At 58.3% G+C, this 16,842-nt stretch carries 14 protein-coding genes; 1 reads left to right on the plus strand and 13 read right to left on the minus strand.

Going from position 1 to position 16,842, the window contains the following annotated elements:
* Positions 1-93: 93 nt before the first annotated feature.
* The 7 genes from kefC to KHQ28_RS03800 form a co-directional block, all read right to left on the minus strand.
* On the minus strand, positions 94-1,959 hold the full coding sequence (gene kefC / locus KHQ28_RS03770; RefSeq protein WP_004145992.1) for a glutathione-regulated potassium-efflux system protein KefC: 1,866 nt from the start codon (positions 1,957-1,959) through the stop codon (positions 94-96).
* Positions 1,952-2,485 carry a glutathione-regulated potassium-efflux system oxidoreductase KefF gene (kefF, locus tag KHQ28_RS03775; RefSeq protein ID WP_002888068.1) on the minus strand — a complete coding sequence of 178 codons (534 nt, stop codon included), beginning with the start codon at positions 2,483-2,485 and terminating at the stop codon, positions 1,952-1,954. The genes kefC and kefF overlap by 8 nt, the downstream gene beginning before the upstream one ends.
* A gap of 131 nt (positions 2,486-2,616) precedes the next feature.
* Entirely contained in the window at positions 2,617-2,850 is a 234-nt protein-coding gene (locus KHQ28_RS03780; protein WP_002888059.1) for a YgdI/YgdR family lipoprotein, read from the minus strand.
* A gap of 169 nt (positions 2,851-3,019) precedes the next feature.
* Complete coding sequence (gene carB / locus KHQ28_RS03785; protein ID WP_002888056.1) at positions 3,020-6,244, minus strand: carbamoyl-phosphate synthase large subunit; 3,225 nt, start codon at positions 6,242-6,244, stop codon at positions 3,020-3,022.
* Between the two features lie 17 nt (positions 6,245-6,261).
* Positions 6,262-7,410 carry a glutamine-hydrolyzing carbamoyl-phosphate synthase small subunit gene (carA, locus tag KHQ28_RS03790; protein ID WP_004212571.1) on the minus strand — a complete coding sequence of 383 codons (1,149 nt, stop codon included), beginning with the start codon at positions 7,408-7,410 and terminating at the stop codon, positions 6,262-6,264.
* Between the two features lie 457 nt (positions 7,411-7,867).
* Positions 7,868-8,707, minus strand: a complete 840-nt coding sequence (dapB, locus tag KHQ28_RS03795) for a 4-hydroxy-tetrahydrodipicolinate reductase (RefSeq protein WP_211777566.1) — start codon at positions 8,705-8,707, stop codon at positions 7,868-7,870.
* 294 nt (positions 8,708-9,001) lie between these two features.
* Positions 9,002-9,631, minus strand: a complete 630-nt coding sequence (locus KHQ28_RS03800; RefSeq protein WP_009309191.1) for a hypothetical protein — start codon at positions 9,629-9,631, stop codon at positions 9,002-9,004.
* Positions 9,632-9,723: 92 nt separating this feature from the next.
* On the opposite strand from KHQ28_RS03800, the gene KHQ28_RS03805 reads away from it, so the two are divergent.
* Positions 9,724-10,653, plus strand: coding sequence for a LysR family transcriptional regulator (locus KHQ28_RS03805; protein ID WP_002887987.1), 930 nt, complete (start codon positions 9,724-9,726; stop codon positions 10,651-10,653).
* Here KHQ28_RS03805 and KHQ28_RS03810 read toward each other — a convergent pair.
* The 6 genes from KHQ28_RS03810 to ileS form a co-directional block, all read right to left on the minus strand.
* Positions 10,601-10,966: a DUF805 domain-containing protein gene (locus KHQ28_RS03810; protein ID WP_002887984.1), complete on the minus strand. Its 366-nt coding sequence runs from the start codon at positions 10,964-10,966 to the stop codon at positions 10,601-10,603. The genes KHQ28_RS03805 and KHQ28_RS03810 overlap by 53 nt on opposite strands.
* A 30-nt stretch (positions 10,967-10,996) precedes the next feature.
* Positions 10,997-11,911 carry a ribonucleoside hydrolase RihC gene (gene rihC / locus KHQ28_RS03815; protein ID WP_002887981.1) on the minus strand — a complete coding sequence of 305 codons (915 nt, stop codon included), beginning with the start codon at positions 11,909-11,911 and terminating at the stop codon, positions 10,997-10,999.
* Positions 11,912-11,977: 66 nt separating this feature from the next.
* Positions 11,978-12,928: a 4-hydroxy-3-methylbut-2-enyl diphosphate reductase gene (gene ispH, locus KHQ28_RS03820; RefSeq protein ID WP_002887979.1), complete on the minus strand. Its 951-nt coding sequence runs from the start codon at positions 12,926-12,928 to the stop codon at positions 11,978-11,980.
* A 1-nt stretch (position 12,929) separates the two neighbouring features.
* Positions 12,930-13,379, minus strand: a complete 450-nt coding sequence (gene fkpB, locus KHQ28_RS03825) for an FKBP-type peptidyl-prolyl cis-trans isomerase (protein ID WP_002887976.1) — start codon at positions 13,377-13,379, stop codon at positions 12,930-12,932.
* 115 nt (positions 13,380-13,494) lie between these two features.
* The gene (gene lspA / locus KHQ28_RS03830; RefSeq protein ID WP_002887973.1) at positions 13,495-13,995 is read right to left on the minus strand and encodes a signal peptidase II; all 501 of its coding nucleotides are present in this window, start codon (positions 13,993-13,995) and stop codon (positions 13,495-13,497) included.
* Positions 13,995-16,811 carry an isoleucine--tRNA ligase gene (gene ileS, locus KHQ28_RS03835; RefSeq protein ID WP_004212580.1) on the minus strand — a complete coding sequence of 939 codons (2,817 nt, stop codon included), beginning with the start codon at positions 16,809-16,811 and terminating at the stop codon, positions 13,995-13,997. Before ileS ends, lspA begins: the two co-directional genes overlap by 1 nt.
* Between the last annotated feature and the right edge of the window lie 31 nt (positions 16,812-16,842).

Genomic DNA, 16,842 nt, shown 5'->3' on the forward strand with positions numbered 1-16,842 from the left:
TAAGAAAATTTTCTGATTTGCTGGCAAGCCCACGTTCACACCGTGGGCCGCCAGAAGAGGATCCAAACGAAAACAAAATGTTACTGGTCAGCCTCAGGCTGAGGGCTTATTTTCCGGCTCATCGGCGATATCCCCGGTGTGCCTGCCCTCTTCCGTACCCTGCCAGCCATGACGCTGCACCAGCGACAGATGATGACGATCTTCGTTGATGATGCCGGTCAGCATATCGCTGGTCCGCTTGAAGACCGCCACCCGCGACGCGGCATCGTTTTCCGCCATCGCCACCATCTCTTCGACCATTTGCAGGTTGAATCGACGAAACAGATCGGCCCGCTCGCGCGCTTCATAGGCGCCGAGCCCCAGCGCCTCCAGCGTCATTCGGCCGGACTTCAGCGCCGCCTCGAAGGTTTCACGCTCCGGGGCCTCGACGCCAGCCTGGCGCAGCTGAATGTAATGATCGACATCGCGGGCGCGGGAGATGATCTGCAGATGCGGAAAATGCTCTTTTACCCTCGCCACCAGCTCCAGGCTGACGTGCGGATCGTCAATGGCATTGATCAGCACTTCCGCCTTTTCGGCCCCGGCCGACTCCAGCAGATCGACCCGGGTGGCATCGCCGTAGAAAACCTTCATATCAAATTTGCGCAGGGTATCGACATGGTCCGGGTCATGATCGAGGATCACCATCTTCACCCCGCTTGAGAGCAGCAATCGCCCGGCAATCTGCCCGAAGCGGCCAAAGCCGGCAACAATCACCCGCGGCTGCTCTTCATCAATCTCGTCAGCATCACGCGCCTGGCCGCTGGACGATTTCTCCAGACGGGTCAGCAGCACCAGCAGAATGGGGGTTGCCGCCATCGACAGGGCCACCGCCAGGGTCAACGCTTTTGCCCATTCGCCGTCCAGTACATCCGCCATCCGCGCGGCGCCAAACACCACAAACGCGAACTCACTCCCCTGCCCCAGCAGCACCGCAAACCAGCGGCGCTGGGCGCGCGGTACGCCAAGCGGCCTGGCGATAAGCCACAGCATCAGCATTTTTATCGCCAGGAAACCGACCAGCAAAATCACAATGCGCAGCGGATGGGTGACCAGGGTGCCGAAATCAATCGACATGCCGACGCCGATAAAGAACAGCCCCAACAGCAGTCCTTTAAACGGCTCAATATCACTCTCCAGCGCATGACGATATTCGGAGCTGGCCAGCAGCACCCCGGCGAGAAACGCCCCCATCGCCATCGACAGCCCCACCTCTTCCAGCAATAAGCCAAAGCCGAAGACCAGGAACAGGGCCACGGCGCTGAACACTTCGCGCAGGCCGGAACGGGCGACAAAGCGCAGCAGCGGGCGGGTCAGATAGCGCCCAAGGACCACCACCAGCGCCAGCGCTGCGGCCACTTTCAGCGCGGAGAGGGCAAAAGCCATCAGCGAAGTGGCGCCGCCGCTGGCCGCCAGCAGCGGGATCATCGCCACCAGCGGGATCGCGGCGATATCCTGGAACAGCAGCACTGCGAAGGCGCTGCGCCCCATCTGCGACACCGTCAGATTGCGCTCATTCATCGCCTGCATAGCGATCGCGGTTGAGGAAAGCGCCAGAGTCATACCAATCAGCTCGGCCACCTGCCAGCGCAGGCCCAGCAGCATGCAGAACAGGCCGATCAACACCCCGCAGGCCACCATCTGCAGTGCGCCGCCGCCAAACACCGAGGCGCGCAGCTTCCATAAGCGCTGCGGATCGAGCTCCAGACCAATGACGAACAGCATCAGCACCACGCCAATCTCGGCAAAGTGCAGAATCGCCTCGGCATCGGTCACCAGCCGCAGCGCCCACGGGCCGATAATACAGCCGGCGATGAGATAGCCCAGCACTGACCCAAGCCCCAGACGGACGGCGATGGGCACAATCAGCGCCGCGGCGCCGAGGTAAATCAACGCCTGTATCAGCGTATGGCTATCCATTCTGGTGTGCCTCCTGCCAGTCGATTAAGCGTTGACGATAGCGGCGGGCCTGCGCCTGCAGCGTTTCATCATCGCAGATAAAGGTGCAGTGCATAGCGAACGGCGGCAGCCATTTCATCCCGCAGTAAAGCGCGGTTGCCTGCAACGGCTGCGCCAGCACCGGAAAACCGGGGAATGAGCCAATGTCGAAGTGGCTTTCACCGCCGCCGGTGGTCACCGCCCACATCAGCGATTTACCGCGCAGGGCAATACCGTTGTGACCATAGGCCCAGCCGTGCGACAGCACCTTGTCCATCCACAGCTTGAGCAGCGGCGGTACGCTATACCACTGCATAGGATGCTGCCAGATAACCAGATCGGCACGGGCCAGCGCCGCCTGCTCGGCGGCGACATCGATATTAAAGTCGGGATAGAGTTGATAGAGGGAGCGTATCTCTACGCCTTCAAGCGTCCCTGCCTGTTCAAGCATTCGCTTATTCGCATGAGAATGCTGCGGATAAGGATGCGCATAAATTATCAGAATCATTGATTGGCCTGCGTTTGCTCTTGTCGTAATCAGCAAGAGTGTAGACAGTTAAGCGAACCGCTTACAATGATAACTGTGATTTATGTCGCGATGGCTTACGCAACGCGCACCCTGAGGGTTAACGTCAGGCCTTAGTTATCCAGCTCGTCCATGGACTTCACCTGGTCGCGGTTAATCTGCTCCACGCGGCCGGTTTCGGCATTTTTGTATGAGACAAGGCCGGTGTCATCATCCACCTGCGGTTTGCCGCTGGTAACAATGGTCTTGCCGTCGGTGGTTTTGATCGACTGATTCGATGAGCAGCCGGCCACGAACATGATTGCCGTCGCTGCCAGTGCGGATGCCACCAGAATATTGTTCCGCATTGTATCCTCCTGTCTTTTCATCAATAGGTATCGTTATGGTGCTAACTATAGTTAGCCTGACCCGACAGGGGGTTAAAAGCAGAACTCTCTGAAGATGGCTGCGGCCCAAAAAAATAGGCTGACGATGTCGTCAGCCCAGGATTGTTGCTATCCGGCCAGGCCGGGAAGCTTATTTAGTGATTTGCGCGTGCATTTCCTGAACCGAAATCACCTTCTCGGTGGCGTCAGCGTTCAGCGCCATCGCGGTGGCAAAGCCGCCGTTCAGGGTGGTGTCGTAATGCACTTTGTACTGCAGCGCGCTGCGGCGAATCAGCTTGGAGTCTTCAATCGCCTGGCGACCTGCGGTGGTGTTGATGATGTAGGTATATTCGCCATTCTTGATGCGGTCCTGAATGTGCGGACGACCTTCATGCACCTTGTTCACCAGACGCGGGTTAATGCCCGCTTCACCCAGCACAATCGCCGTACCGTGGGTCGCATCCAGCTCGAAGCCAAACTTCAGCAGCTTCGCCGCCAGGTCAACCACGCGCTCTTTATCGCCTTCGCGGACGGAGAGCAGCGCGCGACCCTGTTTCTTCATGGTCGAGTTGCTGCCCAGCTGCGCTTTGGCGAACGCTTCGGCAAAGGTGCGGCCGACGCCCATCACTTCCCCGGTGGAGCGCATTTCTGGCCCTAACAGCGGGTCAACGCCCGGGAATTTATTGAACGGCAGGACCACCTCTTTCACCGAGTAGTACGGCGGGATGATCTCTTTGGTCACGCCCTGCTGCGCCAGTGTCTTACCGGCCATCACGCGCGCCGCCACTTTCGCCAGCGGGACGCCGGTGGCTTTGGAGACGAACGGTACGGTACGCGCTGCACGCGGGTTGACCTCAATCAGATAAACTTCGTTATCTTTCACCGCGAACTGGACGTTCATCAGGCCACGAACCTGCAACTCGAAGGCCAGCTTCTGCACCTGCTCGCGCATCACATCCTGAATCTCTTTGCTCAGGGTGTAGGCTGGCAGGGAACAGGCGGAGTCGCCGGAGTGGACGCCTGCCTGCTCGATATGCTCCATGATGCCGCCAATCAGCACCATTTCGCCATCGCAGATGGCATCGACATCCACTTCAATCGCATCGTCGAGGAAGCGATCCAGCAGCACCGGCGCGTCGTTGGAGACGCTGACCGCGGTCTGGAAGTAGCGGCGCAGATCCTGCTCGTCATAGACAATCTCCATCGCCCGGCCGCCGAGCACATAAGACGGACGCACCACCAGCGGGTAGCCAATCTCTTTCGCTTTCTCTACCGCCTGCTCAATGGCGGTGACGGTGGCGTTCGCCGGCTGCTTCAGCTTCAGACGGTCAACCGCGTGCTGGAAGCGCTCACGGTCTTCCGCCCGGTCGATAGCGTCCGGACTGGTACCGATAACCGGCACGCCGGCAGCTTCCAGGGCACGCGCCAGCTTCAGCGGGGTCTGGCCGCCGTACTGGACGATAACGCCTTTTGGCTTCTCGATGCGCACGATTTCCAGCACGTCTTCCAGGGTCACCGGCTCAAAATACAGACGGTCGGAGGTGTCGTAGTCGGTAGAGACGGTTTCCGGGTTACAGTTGACCATGATGGTCTCGTAACCGTCCTCGCGCAGCGCCAGCGAGGCGTGTACGCAGCAGTAGTCGAATTCGATACCCTGACCGATACGGTTCGGGCCGCCGCCGAGGACCATGATTTTATCGCGGTCAACGGACGGGTTGGACTCACACTCTTCTTCATAAGTGGAGTACATGTAGGCGGTATCGGTAGCAAATTCCGCAGCGCAGGTGTCCACGCGCTTGTAGACCGGGTGCAGGTCATACTGGTCGCGCAGCTTGCGGATTTCCGCTTCCCGCACGCCCGCCAGCTTCGCCAGACGCGCATCGGCAAAGCCTTTACGCTTCAGGGTGCGCAGGAAGTCAGCGTCGAGGCCGTTGATGCCCACTTCCGCCACTTTCTCTTCCAGACGGACCAGCTCTTCAATCTGTACCAGGAACCAGCGGTCGATGTTGGTCAGGTTGAAGACGCCGTCAACCGAGAGGCCCGCGCGGAACGCGTCAGCGATATACCAGATACGCTCAGCGCCGGCATCTTTCAGCTCGCGGCGGATTTTGGTCAGCGCTTCCGGGTCGTCGAGGCTCACTTTCGGGTCGAAGCCGGTAGCGCCCACTTCCAGACCGCGCAGCGCTTTCTGCAAGGATTCCTGCTGGGTACGACCAATCGCCATCACTTCGCCGACAGACTTCATCTGGGTGGTCAGACGGTCGTTGGCGCCGGCGAATTTTTCGAAGTTAAAGCGTGGGATTTTAGTGACCACGTAGTCAATGGACGGTTCAAAGGAAGCCGGGGTGCGGCCGCCGGTGATGTCGTTCATCAGCTCGTCAAGGGTATAACCTACCGCCAGCTTGGCTGCCACTTTAGCAATCGGGAAGCCGGTGGCCTTAGAGGCCAGCGCCGAGGAGCGGGAGACGCGCGGGTTCATTTCGATAACGATCAGGCGACCGTTTTTCGGGTTGACCGCGAACTGCACGTTAGAGCCGCCGGTTTCGACGCCGATTTCACGCAGCACCGCCATCGAGGCGTTACGCATGATCTGGTACTCTTTGTCGGTCAGGGTCTGCGCCGGGGCAACGGTGATGGAGTCACCGGTGTGGATCCCCATGGCGTCGAAGTTTTCGATGGAGCAGACGATGATGCAGTTATCGTTCTTATCGCGCACCACTTCCATCTCGTACTCTTTCCAACCGATCAGCGATTCATCGATCAGCAGTTCGTTGGTCGGAGAGAGATCCAGGCCGCGTTCGCAAATTTCTTCGAACTCTTCGCGGTTATAGGCGATACCGCCGCCGGTGCCGCCCATGGTGAAGGACGGACGGATGATGCACGGGAAACCAACGTCGGCGGCAACCGCCAGCGCCTCTTCCATCGTGTGGGCGATACCAGAGCGCGCGGTGTCGAGGCCGATTTTTTTCATTGCGATATCGAAACGGCGACGGTCTTCGGCTTTATCAATCGCATCGGCGGTGGCGCCAATCATGGTCACGCCGAATTCAGCCAGTACCCCCTGACGCTCCAGCTCGAGCGCGCAGTTCAGCGCCGTCTGGCCGCCCATGGTCGGCAGCACCGCATCCGGGCGCTCTTTTTCGATGATTTTACGCACCACTTCCCAGTGAATCGGCTCGATGTAGGTGGCATCGGCCATTTCCGGGTCGGTCATGATGGTCGCCGGGTTAGAGTTCACCAGGATAACGCGGTAGCCCTCTTCGCGCAGCGCTTTACACGCCTGGGCGCCGGAGTAGTCAAACTCACACGCCTGACCGATAACAATCGGGCCCGCGCCCAGAATCAGGATACTTTTTATGTCTGTACGTTTTGGCATTGCTCTTTTACTCCTGATTATTTCGCGGACTGACGGTATTGCTCAATTAACTCGATAAAGTGGTCGAACAGCGGCGCGGCATCATGCGGCCCCGGGCTCGCTTCAGGGTGCCCCTGGAAGCTGAACGCCGGTTTGTCGGTACGATGGATCCCCTGCAGGGTGCCGTCGAACAGCGACTTATGGGTCACGCGCAGGTTGGCCGGCAGCGTCGCCTCATCTACGGCGAAACCGTGGTTCTGGGCAGTGATCATCACCACGTTGTTATCAATATCTTTCACCGGGTGGTTGCCGCCGTGGTGGCCGAACTTCATCTTAATGGTCTTGGCACCGCTCGCCAGCGCCAGTAGCTGATGGCCAAGGCAGATGCCGAATACCGGAATATCGGTCTCAAGGAATTTTTCAATCGCCTCGATAGCGTAATCGCACGGCGCCGGGTCGCCAGGACCGTTGGAGAGGAAGATACCGTCCGGATTGAGCGCCAGCACGTCCGCGGCGGAGGTCTTCGCCGGCACCACCGTCAGGCGGCAGCCGCGGTCAACCAGCATGCGCAGGATGTTGCGTTTCGCGCCGAAGTCATATGCCACAACGTGGAACGGCAGCTCGCTTTCCGCTTTCGCTTCCGGCAGGTCGCCCGCCAGGGTCCAGCTGCCTTGCGTCCAGCTATAGGTTTCTGCGGTGGTCACTTCCTTCGCCAAGTCCATGCCGTTCAGGCCCGGGAACGCTTTCGCTTTTTCCAGCGCCAGCTGGGCATCCGGGCTGTCGCCCGCGATGATGCAGCCGTTTTGCGCCCCTTTCTCACGCAGCAGACGCGTCAGCTTGCGGGTATCGATATCGGCAATCGCCACGATGTTATGGCGCTTCAGATAAGAAGAGAGGTCTTCAGTACTGCGGAAGTTGCTGGCAATCAGCGGCAGGTCGCGAATAACCAGACCCTGCGCATGTACCTGAGAAGATTCTTCATCGGCGGCGTTGGTGCCGACATTACCAATATGAGGATAAGTAAGAGTGACGATTTGGCGGGAATAGGAAGGATCAGTGAGGATTTCTTGATAACCGGTCATTGAAGTATTGAAAACGACTTCCCCAACCGCCGTGCCGGTTGCCCCGATGGCCCGACCGTGAAACTGGGTTCCGTCTTCCAGAACCAATAGCGCTGACTTAATCAAAACATCCTCCAGAGAATATCCACTCACTTTATTTGCATATTAATTCATAAACACGATCTGAATCAATGCAAATCTGTTGCCCGCAGATTTTTGGCAAACGGCGGCATTCTGGAGAGATGTCGGATAAAAGTCAACTTAAAGCGGAGATTTTTAATGTCATTTTACGCCACTGGTGCGTAACACGTGATTTTTACGCCAAAAAGATCAACAAACCTGGCTGAGAAAACGCTTGCGGATGTGGAAGAGTGTAAAACAGAGCGATGCTCGGCAAAAAAGTGGACCAGATGGTCAAAATTTACATTTCATTCACTAAAAAACACGCTAATACTGTATTTTTTACGCGTTAAACTCAAAACATCCACCGTAATACGTAAAAATAAAAAAGGGCAACAAAATATTGCCCTTTGCATCAATAACTTATTGATAGCAATAACCACATCACGATGGGTAATAATCGTTATAAACTATTCAGATCCAGCACATCACGCATATCAAACAGGCCATTTTTCTTGTCTTTCAGCCATAATGCTGAACGAACGGCGCCATTTGCAAAGGTCATGCGGCTGGACGCTTTATGGCTGATTTCAATACGCTCACCGATGTCAGCAAACATTGCCGTATGCTCCCCGACGATATCGCCCGCGCGAACGGTCGCGAAGCCGATGGTGCCCGGGACGCGTTCGCCAGTGTAGCCTTCACGACTGTAGACCGCGCAGTCCTTAAGATCTTTGTTCAATGCCCCGGCGATCGCTTCGCCCATCGCCAGCGCGGTGCCTGACGGCGCATCCACTTTATGCCGGTGGTGCGCTTCGATAATTTCGATGTCGGTATAGTCGCCCATCACCTTCGCCGCCTTCTCCAGCAGCTTCAACAGGACATTGACGCCAACGCTAAAGTTAGCGGCGAAGACAATGGCAATGTCCTGCGCGGCATCGCGAATCGCCTGTTTGCCAGCGTCGTCAAAACCGGTGGTGCCGATGACCATCCCTTTGCTGTGCTCGCGGCAAAACGCCAGATGGTTCAGCGTGCCTTCCGGGCGGGTAAAATCGATCAACACGTCGAAATCATCTTTTACCGCCGCCAGGCTGCTCTGCACCGCGACGCCCGCTTTGCCGGCGCCCGCCAGCTCGCCGGCGCCCGCCAGCTCGCCGGCGTCGCTGCCCACCAGGCTTGACCCTTCGCGCTCCAGCGCCGCGCCCAGCGCCACGCCTTCCATCTGCAATGCAGCCTGAATTAACTGGCGTCCCATCCGGCCGCCCGCGCCGGCGATGGCCACGCGGATTTGTGCATCATGCATAGCTATTCTCTTTTGTTAACATTACGTAAATTGTTTTCAGAGTAACCAGCCCGTCAGCGGGCCGCTACTCAAAAACGCCGATAATTAGAAATTTATGACAAACGGCGGACGATATCAGTAAAAACTATACGATTGTGCTGAAATGCGAGCTTTGCGGGTGCTCTCTCTGAGATGATAATCGACGCTTTCGTCATCTGTTGGTTTCAAGAAATAAGATGCACTAAATCTGGCAAACTCGACCGACCAGCATTGAAATGCTATGGAAACATTATACTTCCGGTAGAGCAGAAAGCCTTACGCCAGGGTGTAGCTGACCACCAGCTGCCCCTTCTTCATCTTAATCTGACTAATGACAATGTCGCCCAGCTCCGCCAGACGGGCGACGTGGGTGCCTCCGCAGGGATAGGCTGGCAGCTCGCCGAATCCCACCTTGCGCATGCCATCAGCGAACGTCACCTGACGCGGTAAGTCCTGCGCCTGCCATGCCTTTACTAACGCCAGTAGCGCACTGGCGTCCGGCAGCGCGGCGCTATTCCTGCTGGTAAAGGTTATCCGCCCTTCGCCGGGCCAGTGGTGCGCTTTCACCGGTTGCCAGCCAAGCTGTTCGCCCGCCAGGCCAAGCAGGTGGCCGGCAGAATGCAGACGAGCATGCAGCTGTCTCGCGGAGGCATCAATTTTCATCTCCACTTCACCGAGGGGAAGGGGTTGCGACAGAATATGCAGCACCCTTTCGCCGCGCACAGCCACCGTCTCAACCACCTGCCCGGCAATCCATCCACGGTCCGCCGGTTGACCGCCCCCTTGCGGGTGAAACAGCGTCCGATCCAGTTCGATGGCGTAACGGCCATCCGCTTCTGCAGTGCAGGCGATGATCTGGGCGCGCCCGTCGGTAGCATCGCTGGTGTAATAAACCCGTTCAGTCATAGTGATTCTCCTCTCTGTCCGGCCAGTATATTATTAATGCCGACAGCGATAATCCCACCACCAGCCAATGCACTCTTGCTCCGGGAGCACAAATGAATCTGAACCTCCTGCCCGACCTCGCTCTTTTCGTTCAGATAGTCGACCAGGGCAGCTTCTCCGCCGTCGCCCGCCAGAACGGCATTACCCCTTCAGCCGTTAGCCGCAGCGTGTCACGGCTGGAGCGAGAGATGGGCTGCAAACTGCTGCAGCGTACCACCCGCAAGCTGCGACTGAGCGATGCCGGGGAAACGATATATCAGCATGCCCAGCAGATGCTGGAAGCGGCGCGACAGGCAATGGATTCCGCAGGCAGTCGCCAAACGGTCGCCCAGGGAAAGCTGACGCTCAGCGTCCCGAAAGCCGTCGGCCGCTTTGTGATCCACCCGCTGATGATGGCGTTTTTCCACCGCTACCCGCAGGTGGACGTCTGCCTGCGGCTGGAAGATCGCCCTCTCGATTTTATCGATGACGGTATTGATCTGGCGCTACGCATCACCGATACCCCCTCCCCCGGCCTGCATGGCAAACCGCTGATGCCAATCAGGCACGTTATCTGCGCCACTGAGGCCTATTTACAGCAGCACGGTACGCCGTACACGCCGCAGGATCTGCGCGCGCATAGCTGCATTAGCCTTGGCGAAACGCCCGCCGATGCGCGCTGGAAGTTCCGTCGGGAAGGCAAAACAGAAACGGTGCAAACCTACGGGCGGTACGCCGCCAACCATACCGCCGTACGCCTCGACGCGGTCAGACAGCATTTAGGGATCGGCAGCCTGCCGCTGTTCACCGCCCGTGAGGCGCTGGCGAACGGCGACATCGTGCAGGTGCTGCCCGAGTGGGAATTTATCAGCAGCTACTCCGGCGATCTGTGGCTGCTGTGGGCGGGAGATAAGCATATGCCCGCCAGGATGCGGGCGATGATCGATTATCTCAGCGAGACGGTGCCGGCGCTGAGCGCAGGCAGCACAGAGCCAGCGAAATAATTGCAAACCACGGAATGATAACCCCCAACACAAACCAGATCCCGGAGCGGCCGATATCATGCATCCGCCGGCAGCCTACAGCCAGCAGGGGGATCGCCATCAACAGCAGCCAGAGAGCGGCAAAGGGAATGACAACAAAACTGAGGATGCCGTATTGAGGGTTAACGCTGGTTGCCAGACACCAGGCCGCCAGCGGCGCGGTGGCGATCAATACATTGGTGAGAAAAAACGTCCAGAACTGCCGTCGACTGGCGCGTCCGCTAAAGTTAAAGGTCTCTTTCCAGCCGCTCAAATACGCCTGTCCATAGGTCATTGCTTCTCTCCTTGAAAATCGAGTGATATATCACGGCGCCAGGGCAATCACCTCCGCCGCCCAGCGCTGAAACCCTTCGACGTCGATATCCAGCGCCACCTGGGCGTTCGCCGGCTGGCCCAGTCGTCCTTCGATATCCACCACCGTGGTGCCGGCGGTCCAGGTCCCCTGCGTCTCCACCGCCACAAAGCACGGCTGGAGAGTGAACAGTTCCGGGCGGGCCAGCCACGCAATAGCGCACAAGTCGTGCATGCGCAGACCACTGCTCATGCTGCCGCTGCGATAGTGGCTAAACAGCGCATGGAGCATTTTACCGGTCTGGTTCAGCGTCGGCAGCGTCGCCAGATAATCCGCCGCCAGCAGCGCCCGGTTGGTGACGTCCAGCCCGCACATCACAATCTCCAGCCCACTATGGAACACTTTCGCGGCGGCTTCCGGGTCGATAGCGATATTGAATTCCGCATTCGGCGTGAAGTTGCCGCGGCCCGCCGAGCCGCCCATGATCACCAGCCGGCGAATATTAAACACGCATTCCGGGTACTGGGTCAGCAGCAGCGCTATATTGGTCAGCGGGCCAATCGCCACCAGGGTGATCGGCTCGGCAGCATGCATAAGCGCATCACGGATCGCCTGGAAGGCCGGCTTCGCCAGCGGTTGACGTTGATGCTCAACAAAGTCATACCCCTCCATGCCGGATTCGCCATGCACCGAGGCGGCGTCGCGCAACGGACGCACCAGCGGCATCGACGCCCCCTGCGCCAGCGGTACATCGGCATTCCAGAAATGCAGCAATTGCAGCGCGTTACGGGTCGTCTTCTCCACCGAGACATTGCCCGCTACGGTGGTCATCAACTGCAGATCCAGCTCAGGCGCGAACAGCGCCGCGGCAATGGCGGCGGCATCGTCGATGCCCGGATCGGTATCAAGAATGATTGGTAAGCGCATGGTTTCTCCCTAAAAAAATGCCAGACGTTAAGTCTGGCATCTTCTCATACTGCTGGAGGAAAGAACTTACTCTACTTCACGGACATCCACACGCAGCTCTTTCGGCACTTCAAAGACGATATTCTCTTCCCGGCCTTCCAGCGGCACGGCTTCGCCGCCGCCCAGCTCCTGCAGGCGGGTAATGACGTTCTGCACCAGAATATCCGGCGCCGACGCGCCCGCCGTCACGCCGACGCAGGCCGCATCCTTGACCCACGCTTCCTGGATATCGGAGGCGTCGTCAATCAGGTAAGCCGCCTTACCCATCCGCTGCGCCAGCTCGGCGAGGCGGTTAGAGTTGGAGGAGTTTTTCGACCCGACCACCAGCACTACGTCAGCCTGCTCCGCCAGCGCGCGCACGGCTTCCTGACGGTTAGTGGTGGCATAGCAAATGTCGTCTTTGCGCGGGCCGACGATTTTCGGAAAACGCGCGCGCAGGGCGTCAATCACATCCGAGGTATCGTCGACGGAGAGCGTGGTCTGGGTCATAAACGACAGCCGGGCGTCATTTTTCACTTCCAGCTTCAGCACGTCTTCCGGCGACTCGACCAGGTACATCCCCCCTTGCGGGTTGTTGTACTGTCCCATGGTGCCTTCGACTTCCGGATGGCCGGCATGGCCAATCAGAATCGACTCTTCGCCGCGGCGGCTGGCGCGGGCGACTTCCATATGGACTTTGGTCACCAGCGGACAGGTGGCATCGAACACCGTCAGGTCGCGGCTCTTCGCTTCGTTGCGTACCGCCTGCGACACGCCGTGGGCGGAGAAAATCAGGATCGCGCCGTCCGGCACTTCGCTGATCTGTTCGATAAAAATGGCGCCACGCTTGCGCAGGCTATCCACCACATAGCGGTTGTGCACCACTTCATGACGAACATAGATCGGTGCGCCATACAGCGTCAGCGCGTTTTCTACAATGCTGATAGCGCGGTCAACGCCAGCGCAAAAACCGCGCGGGTTAGCCAACAGGATCTGCATGTTACTCCTCCAGCGCCGGATCGATCTCCAGCACTTCAATATCAAAATGAACAGTGCGCCCGGCCAGCGGATGGTTGAAGTCAACGGTGATGGAATCGCCGTTCACTTCGCGGATCACGCCAGGCATTTCGCTGCCATCCATTGCGGTAAAGAGCATAATCGCGCCGATCTCCGGCTCGCCAGCGTCGATAAACTCGCGGCGAGAGAAATACTGAATCAGGTCCGGGCTGGGTACGCCAAAGGCGGCGTCAGGCTCCAGCGAAAAGGCCTTTTTCTCCCCCTCTTTCAAACCGAGAAGCTGTTGCTCCAGCCCTTCAGACAAAGAGGTGTCGCCGAGGCGAAACAGCGCCGGTTTGCCGTTGCTGCGGGTGGACTCGGCAGTGGAGCCGTCGTCCAGTTTCAGAGTGAAGTGCACCAGTACCGCGCTGTTGCTCTGTACGGATTTAGACATGCAAATTGCTCGCTTGTTTAGGTCACCCGGTGCCCGGCGGCATTACGCTTACCGGGCCTACGGGGGCCAAAAATTCTGTAGGCCGGGTAAGCGTCACGTCACCCGGCATTGAGATTTACGCCTGCTCTTTCACAGTCGGTTTCGGCAGGAAGCCTTCCAGCACAATCAGCGCTGCGCCGATGCAGATCGCGCTATCGGCGAGGTTGAAGGTGGCAAAATGCCAGTCGCCGACGTAGAAGTCGATCATATCGACCACAAAGCCATGCCACAGGCGATCGAACAAGTTGCCCAGCGCGCCGCCGATAATCAGCGCGTAGGCAATATTGTTCAGCTTTTGCGTCGCCTTCGAACGGTACATCAGCACCGTCAGCACTACGCAAATGCCGATCGCGATCCCGGAAAAGAACCAGCGCTGCCAGCCGCCGCTGTCGGCGAGAAAGCTAAAGGCCGCGCCATAGTTGCGGGCATAATGCAGATTAAGCGACGGGAACAGCGGAACCGTCTCCCCCAGAGCGAAGTTCTGGAGGATCAGGAATTTGCTGCCCAGATCGATAATCAGCACGGCTACGACCACCCACAGCCAGCGTAGCCCCGTTGAACAGATCGATTTACTCATCAGGCGAATTTACGTTGCTCGCCGTCACCGGCGACGTTGCTCACACAGCGTCCGCAGATTTCCGCGTGTTCCGCCACCTTGCCGATATCGGTGGTGTAATGCCAGCAGCGCGGGCATTTCTCACCTTCAGCTTTACTCAATGCGACTTTCAACCCTTTGAGCAGTTCGCTTTGCTGCGCATCAGCGGACGCGCTCGCATAGTCTGCGACGTTCGCCCCGGAGGTCAACAGGACAAATCGCAATTCATCGCCCAGCGCATTGAGCTTAGCCGCCAGATCGGCATCAGCATACAGCGTGACTGCCGCTTCCAGCGAGCCGCCGACTTTCTTATCCGCACGCGCCTGCTCGATCACCTTGTTGACTTCGCCACGCACCTTCAGCAGCTCGTCCCAGAAATCGTCGTTCATCGCTTCGTCGTCGGCCAGGCCGAACAGACCTTCATACCACTCGCCGGTGAAGACATATTTCTCACGCTCGCCCGGCAGATAGCCCCAGATTTCATCTGCGGTGAAGGACATGATCGGCGCCATCCAGCGCACCAGCGCTTCCACGATATGGAACAGCGCGGTCTGGCAGCTGCGACGCGCCACGCTGTCCGCCTTGGCGGTGTACTGGCGGTCTTTGATGATGTCGAGGTAGAACGAGCCCATCTCGATGGAGCAGAAGCGCATCAGGCGCTGCACCACTTCATGGAAGTCGTAGGATTCGTAGGCTTTCAGGATATCTTCCTGTGCCGCCTGCGCGCAGCCGACCGCCCAGCGGTCCAGCACCACCATCTCTTCCGGTTTAACCATGTCTTTCGCCGGATCGAAACCGTTAAGGTTCGCCAGCAGGAAGCGCGCGGTATTACGGATACGACGATAGCTGTCGGCGGCGCGTTTGAGGATCTCGTCAGAGACCGCCATTTCGCCGGTGTAGTCGGTGGAAGCCACCCACAGGCGCAGGATATCGGCGCCGAGCTTGTTCATCACGTCCTGCGGGCTAACGGTGTTGCCGATAGACTTGGACATTTTGCGGCCCTGACCGTCGACGGTGAAGCCGTGGGTCAGTACCTGGCGATATGGCGCTTTGCCTTTCATCGCCGTGGAAATCATCAGCGAGGACATGAACCAGCCGCGATGCTGGTCAGAACCTTCCAGATACATATCGGCGGCGTGACCGGCGAATTCCGGACGCACGTCAACCACGGAAGAGTGGGTCGACCCGGAGTCAAACCAGACGTCGAGGGTATCCGGCACTTTCTCATAGCTGTCGGCGTCATCGCCAAGAATGTCGCGGGAATCGAGATCCCACCACGCCTGGATGCCGTCAACTTCAACGCGTTTTGCCACTTCTTCCATCAGCTCAAGGGTACGCGGGTGCAGTTCGTGGGTTTCTTTATGCACGAACAGCGACATCGGCACGCCCCAGGTGCGCTGACGGGAGATACACCAGTCAGGGCGGTTAGCGACCATCGATTCGATACGCGCCTGGCCCCAGTCCGGGATCCACTGCACGCCTTTGATCTCTTTCAGCGACTGCGCGCGCAGGCCTTTCTGATCCATGCTCACGAACCACTGCGGAGTGGCGCGGAAGATGATCGGCGACTTGTGGCGCCAGCAGCATGGATAGCTGTGCTGCAGTTTCTCAACGTGTAACAGCGCGCCACGCTCACGCAGCATCTCAACGATGATGTCATTGGCTTTGAAAACATTAATGCCGTCCAGGGACGGCCAGGTACCTGGCAGGTAAGCGCCGTCCGGGCCAACCGGGTTGGCGATTTCCAGACCGTATTTCTGGCTGATGGTGTAGTCGTCCGGACCGTGGCCGCCAGCGGTATGCACCGCACCGGTACCGGCATCCAGCGTCACGTGGTCGCCAAGGATCGCCGGCACGTCGAAATCGAGGAACGGATGCTTAAAGCGCATCAGCTCAAGCTCAGAACCTTGTACCGCCGCCAGAATAGTGTAGTCCGTCGCGCCAACGCGCTTCATTACGCTCTCAACCAGGTCTTTCGCCAGGATCAGCGCCTGGCCGTCAACCTGCACCAGCGCATAGTCGAACTCAGGAGACAGAGAGATAGCGCGGTTGGCCGGCAGGGTCCACGGCGTGGTGGTCCAGATAACCAGCGACACCGGACCGTTGACGTCGGCTACGCCGAATTTCGCCAGTACCGCGGCTTTGTCTACCGCGTGGAACGCGACATCGATAGACGGAGAGGTTTTGTCGTAATACTCCACTTCCGCTTCCGCCAGCGCGGAACGGCAGTCTACGCACCAGTGCACCGGTTTGGCGCCTTTATGCAGGTGGCCATTACCGATGATTTTGCCCAGCGCGCGGATGATGTTGGCTTCGGTTTTGAAGTCCATGGTCAGGTACGGATGCGACCAGTCGCCCAGCACGCCGAGACGGATAAAGTCTTTACGCTGGCCATCGATCTGCTCGGCGGCATATTCGCGGCACTTAGCGCGGAATTCGGCAGCGGTAAATTTCTCACCCGGCTTGCCGTATTCCTGCTCCACTTTCAGCTCGATCGGCAGACCGTGGCAGTCCCAGCCCGGAACGTAAGGCGAGTCATAGCCCGTCAGTCCTTTGGACTTAACGATAATGTCTTTCAGAATCTTGTTTACCGAGTGACCAATATGAATGCTGCCATTCGCATAAGGAGGGCCATCATGCAGAATGAAGGTTTTTTTGCCTTTTTTGGCTGCACGAATGATGCCGTACAGGTCATCATCGGTCCAACGCGCCAGCATTCCCGGTTCGCGTTTGGCGAGGTCGCCACGCATAGGGAACCCTGTTTCCGGCAAATTCAGGGTCGATTTATAGTCACTCATCAGATTCTCGGTTCCGTATTTCGGTTTGATA

Origin of the sequence: Klebsiella sp. 28, from assembly GCF_018223905.1 — a bacterium.
In the GTDB taxonomy this organism is placed as follows: Bacteria; Pseudomonadota; Gammaproteobacteria; order Enterobacterales; family Enterobacteriaceae; genus Klebsiella; species Klebsiella pneumoniae.